The organism is Micromonospora sp. H61, from assembly GCF_018070325.1.
In the GTDB taxonomy this organism is placed as follows: domain Bacteria; phylum Actinomycetota; class Actinomycetes; order Mycobacteriales; family Micromonosporaceae; genus Micromonospora; species Micromonospora salmantinae.
In genome coordinates this window covers 25,435-42,054 of record NZ_JAGPXY010000059.1, presented here as the reverse complement: position 1 = coordinate 42,054, position 16,620 = coordinate 25,435, and the positions used below count along the sequence as shown (strand labels likewise).

Annotated in this window: 15 protein-coding genes and 1 tRNA gene; 8 read left to right on the top strand and 8 right to left on the bottom strand. The window is 70.4% G+C overall.

The features are described from left to right. Positions 1 to 51 precede the first annotated feature (51 nt). Positions 52 to 243 (bottom strand): DUF2795 domain-containing protein, encoded by a 192-nt coding sequence (locus tag KBX08_RS24670; protein ID WP_210785757.1) that lies wholly within the window; start codon positions 241 to 243, stop codon positions 52 to 54. Positions 244 to 371: 128 nt separating this feature from the next. Between KBX08_RS24670 and KBX08_RS24665 the strand changes: the two genes are divergently transcribed. Then, a complete protein-coding gene (locus KBX08_RS24665) occupies positions 372 to 1,628 on the top strand; it encodes an erythromycin esterase family protein (RefSeq protein WP_210785756.1) in 1,257 nt (418 codons plus the stop codon). Between the two features lie 103 nt (positions 1,629 to 1,731). On the opposite strand, the gene KBX08_RS24660 is transcribed toward KBX08_RS24665, so the two are convergent. From KBX08_RS24660 to KBX08_RS24650, 3 genes are all read right to left on the bottom strand, one after another. After that, complete coding sequence (locus KBX08_RS24660) at positions 1,732 to 3,972, bottom strand: MMPL family transporter (protein WP_210785755.1); 2,241 nt, start codon at positions 3,970 to 3,972, stop codon at positions 1,732 to 1,734. Then, on the bottom strand, positions 3,972 to 4,559 hold the full coding sequence (locus KBX08_RS24655; RefSeq protein ID WP_210785754.1) for a TetR/AcrR family transcriptional regulator: 588 nt from the start codon (positions 4,557 to 4,559) through the stop codon (positions 3,972 to 3,974). The genes KBX08_RS24660 and KBX08_RS24655 overlap by 1 nt, the downstream gene beginning before the upstream one ends. 102 nt (positions 4,560 to 4,661) lie before the next feature. Next, complete coding sequence (locus KBX08_RS24650; protein WP_238688513.1) at positions 4,662 to 5,096, bottom strand: helix-turn-helix domain-containing protein; 435 nt, start codon at positions 5,094 to 5,096, stop codon at positions 4,662 to 4,664. A 75-nt stretch (positions 5,097 to 5,171) separates the two neighbouring features. Here KBX08_RS24650 and KBX08_RS24645 point away from each other — a divergent pair, with 75 nt between their 5' ends. The 6 genes from KBX08_RS24645 to KBX08_RS24620 all read left to right on the top strand — a co-directional run bounded on the left by KBX08_RS24645 (position 5,172) and on the right by KBX08_RS24620 (position 12,191). After that, positions 5,172 to 6,656 carry an MFS transporter gene (locus tag KBX08_RS24645; protein WP_307850644.1) on the top strand — a complete coding sequence of 495 codons (1,485 nt, stop codon included), beginning with the start codon at positions 5,172 to 5,174 and terminating at the stop codon, positions 6,654 to 6,656. Between the two features lie 31 nt (positions 6,657 to 6,687). After that, entirely contained in the window at positions 6,688 to 7,647 is a 960-nt protein-coding gene (locus KBX08_RS24640) for a DNA polymerase domain-containing protein (protein ID WP_210785752.1), read from the top strand. 69 nt (positions 7,648 to 7,716) lie between these two features. Continuing rightward, positions 7,717 to 8,166 carry a helix-turn-helix transcriptional regulator gene (locus tag KBX08_RS24635; protein ID WP_210785751.1) on the top strand — a complete coding sequence of 150 codons (450 nt, stop codon included), beginning with the start codon at positions 7,717 to 7,719 and terminating at the stop codon, positions 8,164 to 8,166. A 5-nt stretch (positions 8,167 to 8,171) separates the two neighbouring features. Beyond that, positions 8,172 to 8,582 (top strand): VOC family protein, encoded by a 411-nt coding sequence (locus KBX08_RS24630; protein WP_210785750.1) that lies wholly within the window; start codon positions 8,172 to 8,174, stop codon positions 8,580 to 8,582. A gap of 29 nt (positions 8,583 to 8,611) precedes the next feature. Then, positions 8,612 to 10,993: an excinuclease ABC subunit UvrA gene (locus KBX08_RS24625; RefSeq protein WP_210785749.1), complete on the top strand. Its 2,382-nt coding sequence runs from the start codon at positions 8,612 to 8,614 to the stop codon at positions 10,991 to 10,993. A 283-nt stretch (positions 10,994 to 11,276) separates the two neighbouring features. Then, positions 11,277 to 12,191: a hypothetical protein gene (locus KBX08_RS24620; RefSeq protein ID WP_210785748.1), complete on the top strand. Its 915-nt coding sequence runs from the start codon at positions 11,277 to 11,279 to the stop codon at positions 12,189 to 12,191. Between the two features lie 89 nt (positions 12,192 to 12,280). On the opposite strand, the gene KBX08_RS24615 is transcribed toward KBX08_RS24620, so the two are convergent. The 4 genes from KBX08_RS24615 to KBX08_RS24600 form a co-directional block, all read right to left on the bottom strand. Then, positions 12,281 to 12,355: transfer RNA gene (locus KBX08_RS24615), tRNA-Arg, on the bottom strand. 90 nt (positions 12,356 to 12,445) lie between these two features. Beyond that, the gene (locus tag KBX08_RS24610) at positions 12,446 to 13,138 is read right to left on the bottom strand and encodes a winged helix-turn-helix domain-containing protein (protein WP_210785747.1); all 693 of its coding nucleotides are present in this window, start codon (positions 13,136 to 13,138) and stop codon (positions 12,446 to 12,448) included. A gap of 242 nt (positions 13,139 to 13,380) precedes the next feature. Continuing rightward, complete coding sequence (locus KBX08_RS24605; protein ID WP_210785746.1) at positions 13,381 to 14,049, bottom strand: DUF305 domain-containing protein; 669 nt, start codon at positions 14,047 to 14,049, stop codon at positions 13,381 to 13,383. Positions 14,050 to 14,057: 8 nt separating this feature from the next. Further along, positions 14,058 to 14,855 (bottom strand): DUF3105 domain-containing protein, encoded by a 798-nt coding sequence (locus KBX08_RS24600; RefSeq protein ID WP_210785745.1) that lies wholly within the window; start codon positions 14,853 to 14,855, stop codon positions 14,058 to 14,060. Between the two features lie 97 nt (positions 14,856 to 14,952). Here KBX08_RS24600 and argS point away from each other — a divergent pair, with 97 nt between their 5' ends. Continuing rightward, positions 14,953 to 16,620, top strand: a complete 1,668-nt coding sequence (gene argS, locus KBX08_RS24595; RefSeq protein WP_210785744.1) for an arginine--tRNA ligase — start codon at positions 14,953 to 14,955, stop codon at positions 16,618 to 16,620.

The window sequence follows — 16,620 nt, the reverse complement described above, 5'->3', positions numbered from 1 at the left end:
GGTTCGGGCTGGGCGGGGGCCGGGTTGGGGCTGGGGTTGGGTTGGGCGGGTTTAGGTGGGGGTGGAGAGGGCGGCGTTCAGTTCGTCGGGGGAGTTGAACTGTTCGGGTGTTAGGGCCTGGAGCATCTGCAACATTGCCGTGCTGGCCCCGTTCTCCTGACCCCAGCGGATCAGGTCCTCCCGGGAGACCGGGTAGTCGAGCCCGGCCAGGTACTCCTGCAACTGAACCCCGGTGACGGTCATGTCGGCCGGCTACCCGCTCGCGGTGGTCGTACACCGGCGGGGTTGGGGCCCACGACGGCCCGGCGGTCGGCGTGTCGGCCCGCGACGCGCGCACGGTTTGCCGCAGCGGCGGCCGGGTAGCCGCTGGCATGCTGGTTCAGCGGCTCGGCGCGCCGAGCGATTTCGACCCGTTGCTGGAGCGCGTTCGGAACGCCAGGGTGGTGATGATCGGTGAGTCCACCCACGGCAGTTACGACTACTACCGGTTGCGCGAGCAACTCACCCGCCGGTTGATCGCGGAGTGCGGTTTCTCCTTCGTCGCCGTGGAGGGTGACTGGCCCGACTGCGATCGGGTGCACCGTTCGGTGACGGCCGCGCCGGGCGGCGCGCTCGAACCGCAGCTCGCACTCGACCAGTTTGAGCGATGGCCGACCTGGATGTGGGCCAATGCCGAGGTGGCCCGGTTCGCCAGCTGGTTGCGGGCCTGGAACGTGGAGCGGCCGGAGGAGCAACGGGCCGGGTTCCACGGCCTCGACGTCTACAGCCTCTGGGAGTCGATGCAGGCGATCTTCGACTACCTGGGGGAGGAGGACCCGAAGTCGCTGGAGGCGGCGCAGGACGCGTACCGGTGCTTCGAGCCGTACGGCAAGAGGGTCGAGGAGTACGGTGCGGCCAGCCGGTTCGTCTCCGCGCGGTGCGAGGAGGAGGTTGTCCGGTTGCTCGCCCGTACCCGCGAACACGCCCTCTCCGACGGCCCGGACCGCTTTTCGGCCTGGCAGAACGCGGAGGTGGTGGCCGGCGCCGAACGCTACTACCGGGCGATGGTGGCCGGCGGGCCGGACTCGTGGAACATCCGCGACACCCACATGCAGGACACCCTGGACCGGCTGTTGGACCGCTACGGCCCCGACGCCCGGGGCATCGTCTGGGCGCACAACACGCACGTCGGGGATGCGCGGGCCACCGACATGGCCGCCGACGGCATGGTCAACATTGGTCAGTTGGCCCGGGAACGGCACGGCGAGGACGAGGTGGCCCTGGTCGGCTTCGGCAGCTACCGGGGCACTGTGATCGCCGCACCCCGGTGGGGTTCACCGCCCGAGGCGATGGTGGTGCCCCCGGCTCGGGAGGGTTCGATCGAGCGGCGGTTGCACGAGCTGATGCCGGAACGGGCGGTGCTGATCTTCGGCGGTGACGACCAGCCGGGCTGGGTCACCGAGACCGTGGACCACCGGGCGATCGGGGTCGTCTACGACCCGTCGTTCGAGTCCTGGGGCAACTACGTGCCCACCCGGCTCGGCGACCGCTATGACGCCTTCATCTGGTGCGACGACACCACGGCCCTGCATCCGCTACCGGTGCCGGCGGTCCCCGGCGAGATGGAGACCTACCCGGCGGGCGTCTGACGCCCGCTCGATCGCATCGATCATGGAGTTGTGGTGCTGGACGAAGGCCCCTGATCGGGGCACGACGGGCACCACAACTCCATGATCGACAGGGTGGTGGGGGTCAGACGCGGGTTGGGGTGCGGTCTTCTAGGTGGGTGCGCAGGCCCTCACCTTCGATGTCCACGTTGGGCAGGGCGCGGTTGAGCCAGCGGGGCAGCCACCAGGCGCGGTCGCCGAGGAGCGACATCACCGCCGGGACGATGGTCATCCGGACCACGAACGCGTCGATGGCGACACCGATGGCGAGCGCGAAGCCCATCGACTTGATCACCGGGTCCTCCAGGAAGACGAAGCCCCCGAAGACCGAGATCATGATCAGCGCGGCGGCCGTGACCACCCGTGCACCATGCCCCATGCCGCTGATGGTGGCCTGCCGGGCCGTCTCACCGTGCACGAAGTCCTCCCGCATCCGGGACACCAGGAACACCTCGTAGTCCATGGCGAGCCCGAACAGGATGCCGATGAGCAGGATCGGCAGGAAGCTGATCAGCGGGCCGGGCGTGTCCAGGCCGACCAGGTCGGCGAGGTGCCCCTGCTGAAAGACGGCCACCGTGATGCCGAACGTGGCGGCGACGGTGAGCAGGAAGCCCAGCGCCGCCTTGATCGGCACCAGCAGCGAGCGGAACACCAGCATCAGCAGCAGCACCGAGAGCCCGACCACCAGCAGCAGGTAGATCGGTAGCGCGTCGGAGAGCTTCTCGGAGACGTCGATGCCGATGGCGGTGACGCCGGTGAGCAGCACGTCCGCGTCGGGGATCCCGCTCACCGCGCCACGGATGTCGTGCACCAGGGTCTCGGTGGCCTCGTCGGTCGGGCCGGTCTTCGGCACCACGCCGAGCAGCGCGGTCCGGCCGTCCGGGCTGAGCTGGGGCGGCGCCACCGCGAGGACGTTCTCGGTGCGCTGGAGCAGGGCGGTGACCTGCGGCACGGCGGCCGAGGTGGCCTGTGGCGTGTCACCGGCGACCACCACGGCGAGCCGGCCGGTGAAGCCCGCTCCGAAGCCCTCGACGGTCAGGTCGTTCGCCACCCGGGCGGGCGAGCCGACAGCGGCCGTCGCGGCGCCCGGCAGGGCCAGCCGCATGTCCGGCGTGGGCAGCGCGAGCAGCCCCAGGCCGAGCAGGCCGACCAGGATGACCGGTACGCGGAACCGGGTGACCAGTCGCGCCCAGCGGAAACCGAACCGGTTGCGCTCCTCGGTCGTGGTCGTCGTCGCGGCCGGCCGATCGGTGACGTCCGAGTCGTCCTCGTCAGCGGCGGTGCCGTCGGTGGTGGTGCCGTCGGTGGGAACGGAGCGCAGCCGGCGGGGGAGCACCCGGCGACCGGCGAAGCCGAGCAGCGCCGGCTGGAGGGTGATGGCGACCAGTACGGCGACGGTGACGGTGCCGGCGGCGGCGAGACCCATCACGGTGAGGAACGGGATGTCCACCACGGCGAGCCCGGCCAGGGCGATGACCACTGTGGCGCCGGCGAAGACCACTGCCGAGCCGGCGGTGCCCACGGCCCGGCCGACCGCCTCCTCCGGGGACAGGCCGTCGAGCAGGTTCTGCCGGTGCCGGGAGGTGATGAAGAGTGAGTAGTCGATGCCGACCGCGAGACCGAGCATCAGCGCCAGGATCGGCGCGGTGCTGGTGAGCTGGACGACGCCGCTCAGCGCGAACAGCCCGGCCATGCCGGCGCCCACGCCGATCAGCGCGTTGAGCATCGTCATGCCGGCGGCGACCAGGGAACCGAACGTGATGATCAGGACGATCGCGGCGACCAGTACGCCGAGCGCCTCGGTGGAGCCGATCTCCGGCTCGCCGCCGAGCACCTCGCCGCCGGGGGCGACCTGCCAACCCTGCGCCTTTGCCGCTGCGCCGACCTGCTCGTAGGCGGTGCGCTGCTCGTCGGTGACGTCGTCCCCGCCGCTGGCGAACTGGACCTGGACCAGCGCGTACCGGCCGTTGGGTGATACCGCGCCGACCTGGAGCGGGTTGACCGCGCCGACCACGCCGGGCAGTGCCGACGCCTGCTGGACGAGTTCCTGCACCACTGCCTGACCCTGCGGGGTGGCCAGTTGGCCGTCGGCGGGCGCCTTGACCGCGATGGTGCCGGTGGCGCCGCTGGCAGCGGGGAACTGGTCGGCCAGCAGGTCGAGCGCGCGCTGGCTCTCGGTGCCGGGCATTGTGAAGTTGCTCGCCGTCGGGCCGCGCAGGGTCGCCGCGGCCAGGCCGGCGGCGACGAGTACGACGAGCCAGAGCGCGACGACGAGCCGTCGCCGGCGCAACGCGCCCCGGCCGAGCCGGTAGAGCAGGGTGGCCATCAGGAGTCCTTGTCCTCGGTCGTGGGTGGATGGGGCAGTGGCGCGTCGACGGGTTCGACGGCCCGCCGGGCGAGGGTGAGCAGGGCGAGGCGCAGTTCGTCGTCGGGGATGTCGGCGAACTCGCCGCACGCCTCGGAGATGCCGGCGAGCAGCACCAGCGCGGCGATCCGGGCGCCCGGCCGGTCGGAGTGCCCGGCCAACGCGTCCCGCAGCCGGTCGGAGATCTCCTGGATGTGCGCGAAGGCCGGCTGGCACAGCAGTTCCGGGAACTCGCCGCGCAGTACCGCGATCTCCTGCCGGAACCGGACCGCGAGGTCGACGAAGCCCTGTGCGGCGACTTCCTGCGCGGCAGCTCCGGTCAGGCCGGTGAGCTGTTCGTCGAGGCTGCGGAGCACCTCGATCGCGGGGGCCATCAGCTCGGCGAGCAGGGCTTCCTTGTTGGCGAAGTGGTAGAGCACCGTGGCCTTGGAGCAGCCGACCTCCCGGGCGATGTCCTGCAGGGAGGTGCCCCGGTAGCCGGTCACCGTGAACTGCCGCGCCGCCGCGGCGAGGATCTCGCCGTGCGTGTCGGGTACCGCTCTGACCATGCCCGGTCCACCTCCCGCAGACCAGCATGCCTGACCGATCGGTCAGACCCTGACCGATCGGTCAGATGGAAGCGGTGGCGTTCGCCACACCCCTCGCTGGGTTTACCCGGCGTGCTGGGTGTCGTACCTGGTCCGCGCCTCGGCGATGGCCCGCCGGTGCCGCTCGGCCCAGCTGGTCAGCGCGACCAGCGACTCGTAGAGCTCCAGCGCCATCGGGGTGGCGGTGTATTCGACCTTGGGCGGAACGGTCGGGTAGACAGTGCGGTGCAGCAGGCCGTCCCGTTCCAGGTTGCGCAGCGTCAGCGTGAGCATCCGGCGGCTGATCCCCTCGATGTGCCGCTCCAGCTCGGTGAAGCGCACCGGCCCGTGCGAGGCGGCCACCAGGATGCCGATGCTCCACTTGCCGCCGACCCGGTCCAGCACCTCGCGGACGGTGCACGCCCGAGCCTGGCCCGGGGTGAACGGCACGTTCTCGGCCGCGCAGGTCAGCTCGGCCTTGACCAGCGCGGACACATCGCTGTTCCTCTGGGACATCAAAGTGCCTCCTTCCGCTCCGGTTCATGGTCACAGACGATGACCTCGGTAACAAACAGTGCACCAAGGAGGCGTTTCGTGGAGCGTGTCGTCCCATCCCGTTGGCCGGCGCTGCTGGTGCTCTGCGCCGGCAGCCTGATGATCATCCTGGATGGCACCGTCGTCGCGGTGGCGCTGCCCGCCATCCAACGCGACCTGGGCTTCAGCGCCGCCGACCTGGCCTGGGTGGTGAACGCCTACCTGGTCGCGTTCGGCGGGCTGCTGCTGCTCGCCGGCCGGCTCGGTGACCTGCTGGGCCGGCGCAGGGTCTTCCTGGCCGGCGTCGCGTTGTTCACAATGGCCTCGCTGGCCTGCGCGGTCGCCACCGGGCCGGCCCTGCTGGTGGGCGCGCGGTTCGGGCAGGGCATCGGCGGCGCGCTGGCCATGGCGGTCAGCCTCGGCATGATCGTCCGGCTCTACCCCGAAGCGGCCGAGCGGGCCCGCGCCATCGCCGTCTTCAGCTTCACCGGCGCCGCCGGTGCGTCGGTCGGCACTGTCGCCGGAGGGGTGCTCACCCAGGCCGCCGGCTGGCGGACGATATTCCTGGTCAACGTGCCGATCGGGGCGGTCATCCTCATCGCGGCCCTCCGCCGGCTCCCGGCCGAACGAGGGATCGGCCTGCGCGCCGGCCTGGACCTGCCCGGCGCGCTGCTCGCCACCGCCGGGCTGATGGCCGCCGTGTTGGGCATCGTCGGCACGGGCGAGCACGGCTGGACCAGCCCTCGGACGCTCGGCGCTGTGGCCCTCGCGGCACTGCTGCTCGGCGGGTTCGCGCTGCGTCAACGGGTGGCGGCGGCCCCGCTGGTGCCGTCCCGGGTGCTGCGCGTCCCGGGCCTGGTGGCGGCGAACGCCGTGCAGTTCCTCATGGTCTGCGCGTACTTCGGGTTCCAGTTCCTGCTCGCCGTGGAGCTGCAACTGGTGCTGGGGCTGGACGCCGCCGCGACCGGCTGGGCCTTCCTACCGACCCCGGTCGTGATCGCCGTGGTCTCGCTCGGCCTGGCCGGTCGGCTGATCGCCCGCTTCGGTGCCCGGATGGTTCTGCTGGTCGGGCTCGGCCTGGCGACCGTCGGCTTCCTCCTGCTCGCCCGGCTGCCCGCCGACGGCGGCTACGTCGCGGACGTACTCCCGGCGATGTTGATCTTCGGGGTGGCCGGCGGGTTGACCCTGCCGGCGGTCACCACACTGGCCATGGCCGGCGCGACCGACACCGACGCCGGGCTCGCCTCCGGCCTGGCCAACACCACCCAACAGGTCGGCGGGGCGGTCGGCCTGGCCGCGCTGGCCACCCTGGCCGCCACCCGCAGCGACGGGCTGCGGGCCGCCGGCTGGGCCGAGACCGCCGCGCTCGCCGGCGGCTACCGGACCGCGTTCGCCGTGGCCGCCGGTCTGGTGGTCGCCGCGTGGCTGGTGGCGCTGACAACCCTGCCCCGACGCCCGGCCCGGCCGTCGTCGGTCACCGATCCGTCGGAACCGGCCGGGGTGGGTGCCGGAATCGATCCGTACCGAAGCGCCGCGTCCAGTTGACCGACGGCACCGGGGCCGGGAGGGTGGTCGGGTGAGCGAGGCTGACGAGACCCGGGACGGCGTGGCCCTGACCAACCTGGACCAGCCGCTGTCCGACCGCGACGACGCGACGAAGCGTGACCTGGTCGACTACCTCGACGCGGTTCGGGACCGCCTCCTCCCGCAGTTGCGGGGCCGGCCGCTGTCGGTGATCAGGGTCCGCCCCGGCCAGCCGCCGTTCATGCAGAAGAACCTGCCCCGCTACACCCCGGACTGGGTCCGCCGGGCACCGGTCTGGGCGGAGGCGTCGCACCGGGAGATCTCGTACGCCCTCTGCGACGACCGCCGCACCCTGCTCTGGTTCGCCAACCAGCGGGCGGTGGAGTACCACCCGACGCTGGCCACCGTGGCGGATCTGCACCGCCCGACCCACCTGATCCTCGACCTGGACCCGCCGGACGGCGACGGGTTCCGCGCGGCGGTCGACGCCGCCCTGCTGGTCCGTCAGGCGCTCGCCGACGCCGGCCTGGCCGGCGCCGTCAAGACCAGCGGCGCCAAGGGCGTGCACGTCTTCGTCCCGGTGACCGACGAACCAACGGCCGAGGAGTTGGCCGCCGCCACCCGGGCGCTCGCCGTCCGCGCCGAGCGGCTCGACCCGGCGCTGGCCACCACGGCGTACATCAAGGAGGACCGGGGTGGCCGGGTCTTCGTGGACGCCACCCGGGCGGGCGGGGCGACGGTGGCCGCCGCGTACAGCCCCCGGCTGCGCCCGGGGATGCCGGTCTCGTTCCCGGTCGACTGGGCCGACCTGACCGAGGTGACCCCCGCCGACTTCACCATCCGGACCGCGCCCGCACTGCTCGCCGACGGCGACCCGTGGGCCGCCCTGATGCCGGCCCCGCAACCGCTCCCCGCCGACCTGGTGGCCGAGGGCCGGACCATCCCGGTGGCCCGGGTGCAGGCCATGCACGAGGGGAAGCGCCGGGCCCGCGCCCGCCGCGAGGCCGGCTGACCGGCCCGTGGGCCACCGCCCGCGCCGGCGTGCGGCGGTTTGTCGGTGGGTTGTGGCACGATTTCGCAGGTGAGCAGCAAATCCGATGCGACCCAGCGGCTGGCCGACCTGGCGCGGCTGCGCCGGGTCCGCGACCGGATCGACAGGGAGTACGCGCAGCCGTTGGACGTCGAGGCGCTCGCCCGTGGCGCGCACATGTCGGCCGGGCACCTCAGCCGCGAGTTCCGGCTCGCCTACGGCGAATCTCCGTACAGCTACCTCATGACCCGACGGATCGAGCGGGCGATGGCCCTGTTGCGCCGTGGCGACCTGAGCGTCACCGACGTCTGTTTCGCTGTCGGTTGCTCGTCGTTGGGCACCTTCAGCACCCGCTTCACCGAGCTGGTCGGCGTGCCGCCCAGCGTCTACCGGCGGCAGGCGGCGCAGGCGACGGCCGGAATGCCGTCGTGCGTGGCGAAGCAGGTGACCAGACCGGTCAGGAATCGAGAAGCGCGGGTCACCGAGCCGCAACTAGCGTGACCAGCATGGACATCACCATTCATTCGAGTTTCCTGCCGCACACCGATCCGGACGCCTCGCTGGCCTTCTACCGCGACGTCCTCGGCTTCGAGGTCCGCCTCGACGTCGGCTACGAGGGGATGCGGTGGATCACTGTCGGGCCGGTCGGCCAGCCCAGCACGGCCATCGTCCTGCACCCGCCGGCAGCCAACCCCGGCATCACCGACGACGAGCGGCAGACCATCATTGAGCTGATGGCCAAGGGCAGCTACTTCGGCGTCAACCTCGCCACCACCGACCTCGACGCCACCTTCGCCAAGCTGGAGGCCAGCGACGCCGAGGTCGTCCAGGAGCCGACCGAGCAGCCGTACGGCGTGCGCGACTGTGCCTTCCGGGACCCGGCGGGCAACATGGTCCGCATCCAGGAAGTGCGCTGAGTCCTGCGCGCCCGACAGATGGAGACACGATGAGCACGGCCATCCAGCCGTCCGAGCCGCACGTCGCCGACAGCCACGACCTGATCCGGGTGCAGGGCGCGCGGGTGAACAACCTCAAGGACGTCAGCGTCGAGATCCCGAAGCGGCGGCTGACGGTGTTCACCGGTGTCTCCGGCTCCGGCAAGAGCTCGCTGGTGTTCGGCACCATCGCGGCCGAGTCGCAGCGCATGATCAACGAGACCTACAGCGCCTTCGTGCAGGGCTTCATGCCGACGTTGGCGCGGCCCGAGGTCGACCTGCTGGATGGCCTGACCACGGCGATCATCGTGGACCAGGAGCGGATGGGCGCCAACTCCCGCTCCACCGTCGGCACCGCCACCGACGCCAACGCGATGCTGCGCATCCTGTTCAGCCGGCTCGGGCAGCCGCACATCGGCTCGCCCAACGCGTACTCGTTCAATGTTCCGTCGGTGAAGGCGACCGGGGCGATCACAGTCGATCGCGGCGCTGGCAAGACGAAGACCGAGAAGGCGACCTTCAACCGTCTCGGCGGCATGTGCCCGCGGTGCGAGGGCATGGGTGCGGTGACCGACATCGACCTGTCGGCGCTCTACGACGACAACCTCTCGCTCAACGAGGGCGCGATCACCATCCCCGGTTACAGCATGGAGGGCTGGTTCGGCCGGATCTTCCGGGGCTGCGGCTACTTCGACCCGGACAAGCCGATCGCCAAGTTCACCAAGCGGGAGCTGCAGGACCTGCTCCACCGGGAGCCGACCAAGATCAAAATCGACGGGATCAACCTGACGTACGCGGGCCTCATCCCGTCGATCCAGAAGTCCTTCCTCGCCAAGGACATCGACGCGTTGCAGCCGCACATCCGCGCCTTCGTGGAGCGCGCGGTGACCTTCACGACCTGCCCCGAGTGTGCCGGCACCCGGCTCAGCAAGGAGGCCCGGTCGTCGAAGATCAAGGGCAGGAACATCGCCGACGCGTGCGCGATGCAGATCAGCGACCTGGCCGCCTGGGTGCGCGGGATCGAAGAGCCGTCGGTGGCCCCGTTGCTGGCCGGCCTGCAACACCTCCTCGACTCGTTCGAGGAGATCGGGCTGGGCTACCTGTCGCTCGATCGACCGTCGGGCACCCTCTCCGGCGGTGAGGCGCAGCGCACCAAGATGATCCGTCACCTCGGTTCCTCGCTCACCGACGTCACCTACGTCTTCGACGAGCCGACGATCGGGCTGCACCCGCACGACATCCAACGAATGAACGAGTTGCTGCTCCAACTACGCGACAAGGGCAACACAGTGCTGGTCGTGGAGCACAAGCCGGAGGCCATCGCCATCGCCGACCACGTCGTCGACCTCGGGCCCGGCGCCGGCACCGAGGGCGGGACCGTCTGCTACGAGGGCACAGTGGAAGGTCTGCGGGCCAGCGGCACCATCACCGGCCGCCACCTCGACGACCGGGCGGCCCTCAAGGAGACGGTGCGGACGCCCACCGGCAAGCTGGAGATCCGGGGCGCCACTGCCAACAACCTCCGGGACGTGAACGTCGACGTACCCCTCGGGGTGCTCGTCGTCGTGACCGGCGTCGCCGGCTCCGGCAAGAGTTCGCTCGTGCACTCCTCGATCCCGGCCGGCGCGGGCGTGGTCTCGATCGACCAGGGCGCGATCCGCGGCTCACGGCGTAGCAACCCGGCCACGTACACCGGGTTGCTCGACCCGATCCGCAAGGCGTTCGCGAAGGCCAACGGGGTGAAGCCGGCGCTGTTCAGCGCCAACTCCGAGGGTGCCTGCCCGAGCTGCAACGGCGCCGGCGTCATCTACACCGACCTGGGGATGATGGCGGGCGTAGCCGCCCCCTGCGAGGACTGCGAGGGCAAGCGGTTCCAGGCATCGGTGCTGGAATACCGCTTCGGCGGTCGCGACATCAGCGAGGTGCTCGCGATGTCGGTGACGGAGGCCGAGAAGTTCTTCGGCGCCGGCGAGGCGCGCACGCCGGCAGCGCACGCCATCCTCGACCGGCTCGCCGACGTCGGGCTCGGCTACCTGAGCCTGGGGCAGCCGCTCACGACTCTGTCCGGCGGGGAGCGGCAACGGCTGAAGCTGGCCACCCACATGGCGGAGAAGGGCGGCGTGTACGTCCTCGACGAGCCGACCACCGGCCTGCACCTGGCCGACGTGGAGCAACTGCTCGGCCTGCTCGACCGCCTGGTCGACTCCGGCAAGTCGGTGATCGTCATCGAGCACCACCAGGCGGTCATGGCGCACGCCGACTGGATCATCGATATCGGCCCCGGCGCCGGCCACGACGGTGGCCGGATCGTCTTCGAGGGCACTCCCACCGACCTCGTCGCCGCCCGCTCCACCCTCACCGGCGAGCACCTGGCGGCGTACGTCGGCAGCTGACCAAAGGCCCTGGCCGCCGATCGAACCACTACGCGACCGGCGGCCAGGGTGCGTGCGCGGCCGAGACGGCTAGGGAATCGTCGAGTCGTCAATCGGGGTCGCAACGCCGCGCTTCCGGTGAGACGAGGTGCTTGTCGTTCCTATTCGAGCGACATGTACGGGTCGTTTTGGTCGCCCCGCAGGTCGACGTCGATGCGTTCTGGGCGGGGCCTGTCACGTATAGGACGACCACGGGTCGGCTGGCCACCCCTTCTCACTTCCCACCTAATCTATGATATTGCCTATGGCGGATCTCCTGGATGTCTCGGACAAGATCGCTTCGGTTGTCTCGGCCGTCGCCGGCATCGCCAGCGCAGTGATAACTGTCCGAGTGTTGCGTAACGGTGGTCCCCGAAACCCGAGACCAAACGATTCATCCGCTTCGACGAAAGCCGAAGCGGCATCGTCGCCGGCTGCCGACATGGCGTTGCACGTAGCGATCCAGGGAACCCAGGAAACCTCGGCGGCCTCGGAGCCACCAACAATCCCGGAACCCGCCATGACGACAGCGGACGCCAGGCCGATGGAGGGACAACCAGTCTCCGGGTCACCTGCAACGAGCGACCCGGCGGCAACGGATGCAGGCCCTGAGGTGATCGCGACACTGGCGGCACGCGAGTCGCCGGCGACGATCGAATCAAGCGCGCCCACGCCAAGCTTCGAAAATCCCGGAGATGCCGCAGTTGCGGATGGAGTCCCCACCGAAGGGTGCTCCGGCTTCTTCGGGGCGGCGCGTGAGTGGGTCGTGCCGGCCACCTGGTTTATCGTGGCTCCATTATTGCTGACCATGGCACACCTCACCTGGATAGGCAGGTCAGCGAACGCCAAGATTCAAGAAGCCGGAAGATTCGACGCCGATGTCCAAGCCTTCTGGGAATGGACTACCAGCCACCCAGTGTCGATGCTGGCAGTAGCTTTATCCCCAGTTCTTGTTATCGCCGTGGGATGTCTCGCCAGTGCCGCTTCTTCATACTTCACTGCCCGTCCGGCACCTGCGACCCGCCCAGCAGGCCAGCCCTCCCCTCCTCGCACAAGCCGAGAGGAATGGAAAGAGGGGTTGGGTTTATTGCTGATCAGCGTTTTTGCGATGGCAATCGCTATTCCGGTGTTGGCGATCGCGATGATAGTTGTGCTCGATGTTGGCGTCCTGGTGTTCTGATCGAAGCACGCCGCCGGCCTGACTGGGCGCATGAGTAATGCCCCTGACCGGGTTTCCCTGGTCAGGGGCATCTTTGTGCCAAGCAATCTTGGTGCCCCCGGCAGGATTCGAACCTGCGCCCCCGCCTCCGGAGGGCGGTGCTCTATCCCCTGAGCTACGGGGGCTCAGCGACTGGAGAAGACTAGCAAACCTCCCCTGCGTACGCCGAATCGGTATCGGGTGAGCCGATCGTGTCGGACCGGCCCACCCGGCGCTCAGGCGGCTACCGCCCGCCCGCAGCTGGGCAGCGGGTGCAGGACGATTCGCCGAGGGAGCCGGCGCGGCCACTCGTTGCGCGGCCAGGAGCCGTCCACTATCAGGTGGACGGTGCGCTGCTCCTCGCCACTGAGCCGCAGCACGAAGTCGCGGGGGAGCGGCGGGTCCACCGTCGGCGTGGTGATCATGAAGCGCACCCGGCCGCGGGACGAGACGGCGGAGATCACGTCGGCGGCCGGCATCGTGCCGCGCAGCCGGATCCGGCCGATCCAGTAGACCTCCGCGAGGTGCTCCTGGGCGGCCCGGGTGATCCCCGGGTACTCGCTGCGGACCCAACGCTCGACCGCGCTGACGCAGAGCCCGCAGGCCCGCTCGCGCGGCTCCCGCGGACCCAACCCCCAGGCCCGCAGGTACGCCCCGACCGCGCCGGCGTCCAGCGGTAGCTCGAAGCGCCGCTGGATGAGCGTGGTGAGGCTCTGCCGCGTCCACAACTCCTCGTCCAGGCCGAACTCGTCGGGATGGACGCCTCGCAGCGTGTCGATCAACTCGAGTTCCTGTTCGCGGCTGAGCAATCCCGGCTCGCCCTGCCGCTGTCCGCGACGGACGGCTGCCACCGCCCCGTCACCACCGATGGTGTGGCGTCGGCACCAACTGGTTACCGAGCGCCGTGCGTCTCTGAGTGCAACCCCCACGTCTTGGGCAACGAGCCCGAATCGCAACTGGTCACGATATGTGGGGAGAAAACTCTCTAAGCAACGTAATCGCCTGTGCCTCGCAAAACGCCCACAAGGGACGAGAAGGGCTTTCAGGTCATAGGCCACGGGTTCGGCCGTGCGGGGTCGGGGTGGGCGGGTGCATGGCCTCGACACGGTGCGGCCCGCGTCACCGCCCACGGATCGGCGGGGACGCGGGCCGGGTGCGCCCGTCCGGTCGGTCAGCCCCTGGCCTGCGCCTGGAGCTGCCGGAGGTTGTTCAGCTCGGTCTGCTGGGTGTTCTTCATGGTGTTCGCCACCCGCACCACCTCGGCGTTGTCGGTCGCGCCGAGCGCCGCGTCGATCATGTGGATGCCGCCCAGGTGGTGGTCGTACATCAGGGCCAGGAACTGCCTGTCGACCTCGATGCCCTGAGCGTCGCGCAGGACGGTCATCTGTTGCGGCGTGGCCATGCCCGGCATCAGACCGTCCTTGACGGTGGCCCCGTCGGACATCCACGACATCGGCGGCTTCGACCCGGTCGGGCTGAGGCCCCATTCGCGCAGCCAGGTCTGCATCGCGCCGATCTCGCCCTGCTGCCCGGTGGCGATGTCGACGGCGATCTGCCGCACCTCGGGGAGGGCCGCCGACCGGTACGCGATCAGGCTCATCTCCACCGCCTGCGCGTGGTGGGTAGTCATGTCCCGGGCGAAGCCCGCCTCGACCGAGGTGTCACCGGGTCGGGTGATCCGTGGGGTGAGCAGACCACCCGCATACCCGAGGAGGAGCCCCACCACCAGCATGATGGCGAGCGCCAGCACGCCGTAGCGCGACGCCGGGGCCCGGCCGCCCTCGTCCGGGGCGGCCGGGATCTCGTCGTACTCGCTGTCGGTGGTTGCCGGAGCGGTCATTGCCGTCCTTACTGGGTGGGCTGCTGCTGGAGTTCACGCGGCGTGGTGCCGGTGGCGGTGATGCCGGTGTTGCAGAGCGCCGTCGGGCCCTCGACGGAGGCGTTCACCCGCAGGTCCTTGATGAACTCGTCGATCCGCGAGTCGTCGGCGTTGTCGAGCTTGAGCTGGTAGCCCCAGGCCTGCAGCGAGATGGGCTTGTCCAGGCCCTCGTACGGGCTCATCAGCATCTTCTCGACGCCGCGCACCTTGCCGGCGAGCTTGTCGACCTGGTCCTTGGGCAGGTCCGGGCGGTAGGTGATCCACACCGCGCCGTGCTCCAGGCTGTGCACCGCGTGCTCGCTGGCGATCGGGGCGTCGTAGACGTCGCCCATGCAGTTCTGCCAGGCGGCGTTGTGCACCCCACCAACCGGCGGCGAGTAGTTCCAGGTCAGCGGGCCCGACTTGTGCGACTCGTACTTCAGGCTGTCCGGGTCGGACTTGCGGATGTTGGCGATGCCGTCGATGGCGTTGGCCCGCTTGTCCCACGGCTTGGAGCCCTGGAACGACGCCCACGCGCCGTACCCGATGATGCCGGCCGCGAGCACGCCGACCGCGACGAAGAGCGCGATCGGCCCCCACGCGCGGCCCTGGCTCACCTTGACCGGGGTGACCGGCTTGCGCGGGCCCTTGCCCCCGGCCCGGGGGGAGCCCGTCGGCTTGCCGGAACCGGCCTTGGCGCCGGAAGCCGGCCGGCCTGCGGCCGGCTTCTTGCCGGTGCTGACCACGGTCGGGCGGCGCTCAGGGCCACCCGGGGTGCTGATGCTCATCGTGCCTCGTCAAGTCGGTCGGTCAGGGGAGTGGCGGGCCGGATGACGCGCAGGGGAGCCGCCGAGTGCCCGAGTCTACCCCCGATAACATGGTTGGGTGACTCCTGCAGAACTAGCCTCGGTCGTCCTCGCCGCCGCACACGCCGTCTTCGAGCAGCGTGGGCTCGACCGCGCCGCGTTGCCGGCGAGCACTGTGGTGGAGCGACCGCGCAACCCCGAGCACGGCGACTACGCCTCGACGCTCGCGCTGCAGTTGAGCAAGAAGGTGGGCGTCCCGCCCCGGGAGCTGGCGACGGCCCTGGCCGACGAGCTGGGCCGGGCGCCGGGGGTCAAATCGGTGGAAATCGCCGGGCCGGGCTTCCTGAACATCCGGCTCGACGCCGCCGCGGCCGGTCAGCTCGCGCGGGTGATCGTGGAGAGCGGCGCGGAGTACGGCCGCAGCGACCGGCTCGCCGGCGAAAAGATCAACCTGGAGTTCGTCTCGGCCAACCCGACCGGGCCGGTGCACATCGGCGGGGTCCGCTGGGCGGCCGTCGGTGACGCGCTGAGCCGGCTGCTGCGGGCCACCGGCGCCGACGTCGGCACGGAGTACTACTTCAACGACGCCGGTTCGCAGATCGACCGGTTCGCCCGGTCGCTGCTCGCCGCCGCCAAGGGTGAGCCGGCGCCGGAGGACGGCTACGGCGGGGCGTACATCGCCGAGATCGCCGCCGAGGTGCAGGCCCGCCGGCCGGAGGTGCGCTCGCTCGACGACGACGCCGCCCAGGAGGTCTTCCGGGTCGAGGGCGTCGCGCTGATGTTCGACGAGATCCGCACCTCGTTGCGCGACTTCGGGGTGGAGTTCGACACCTACTTCAACGAGAAGGACCTGCACGACCGGGGTGAACTCGACCTGGCGCTGAACCGGCTGCGCGAGCAGGGGCACCTCTACGAGTCCGAGGGCGCCACCTGGCTGCGCACCACCGACTTCGGCGACGACAAGGACCGGGTGCTGCGCAAGTCCAACGGTGAGTGGACGTACTTCGCCGCTGACTGCGCCTACTACCTGGACAAGCGCGAGCGCGGCTTCGAGCGGGTCGTGATCATGCTGGGCGCCGACCACCACGGCTACATCGGCCGGATGAAGGCGATGTCGGCCTGCTTCGGCGACGACCCGGAGCGCAACCTGGAGATCCTCATCGGGCAGCTGGTCAACCTGCTGCGCGACGGCGCGCCGATGCGGATGAGCAAGCGGGCCGGCACCGTGATCACCCTGGAGGACCTGGTCGACGCGATCGGCGTGGACGCCTCCCGGTACGCGTTGGCCCGCTACTCCAGCGACTCCCCGATCGACATCGACATCGAGCTGTGGACCCGGGCGACCCGCGACAACCCGGTCTACTACGTGCAGTACGTGGCAGCCCGGACGGCGGGCGTGGCCCGCAACGCCGCCGAGGTGGGGCTGGTTCCGGGCGACGCCGACGCGTTCCGCCCCGAGCTGCTCGACCACGAGAAGGAGAACGAGCTGCTCAAGGCGCTCGCCCAGTTCCCCGCGGTGGTGGCGACGGCCGCCGAGCTGCGGGAGCCGCACCGGGTGGCCCGCTACCTGGAGGAGAGCGTCGCCGCCTCCTACCACCGGTTCTACGACAACTGCCGGGTGCTGCCGCTGGGCGACGAGGAGATCACCGACCTGCACCGCGCCCGGCTCTGGCTCAACAACGCCACCCGCACGGTGATCGCCAACGGCCTCTACCTGCTCGGCGTCTCCGCACCCGAGAGGATGTGA

Bases quoted from the DNA above. Each gene is read 5' to 3' on its own strand.
- KBX08_RS24670 (WP_210785757.1), bottom strand. From the start codon at position 243: ATGACCGTCACCGGGGTTCAGTTGCAGGAGTACCTGGCCGGGCTCGAC.
- KBX08_RS24665 (WP_210785756.1), top strand. From the start codon at position 372: ATGCTGGTTCAGCGGCTCGGCGCGCCGAGCGATTTCGACCCGTTGCTG.
- KBX08_RS24660 (WP_210785755.1), bottom strand. From the start codon at position 3,972: ATGGCCACCCTGCTCTACCGGCTCGGCCGGGGCGCGTTGCGCCGGCGA.
- KBX08_RS24655 (WP_210785754.1), bottom strand. From the start codon at position 4,559: ATGGTCAGAGCGGTACCCGACACGCACGGCGAGATCCTCGCCGCGGCG.
- KBX08_RS24630 (WP_210785750.1), top strand. From the start codon at position 8,172: ATGGACATCACCATTCATTCGAGTTTCCTGCCGCACACCGATCCGGAC.
- KBX08_RS24625 (WP_210785749.1), top strand. From the start codon at position 8,612: ATGAGCACGGCCATCCAGCCGTCCGAGCCGCACGTCGCCGACAGCCAC.
- KBX08_RS24620 (WP_210785748.1), top strand. From the start codon at position 11,277: ATGGCGGATCTCCTGGATGTCTCGGACAAGATCGCTTCGGTTGTCTCG.
- KBX08_RS24605 (WP_210785746.1), bottom strand. From the start codon at position 14,049: ATGACCGCTCCGGCAACCACCGACAGCGAGTACGACGAGATCCCGGCC.
- KBX08_RS24600 (WP_210785745.1), bottom strand. From the start codon at position 14,855: ATGAGCATCAGCACCCCGGGTGGCCCTGAGCGCCGCCCGACCGTGGTC.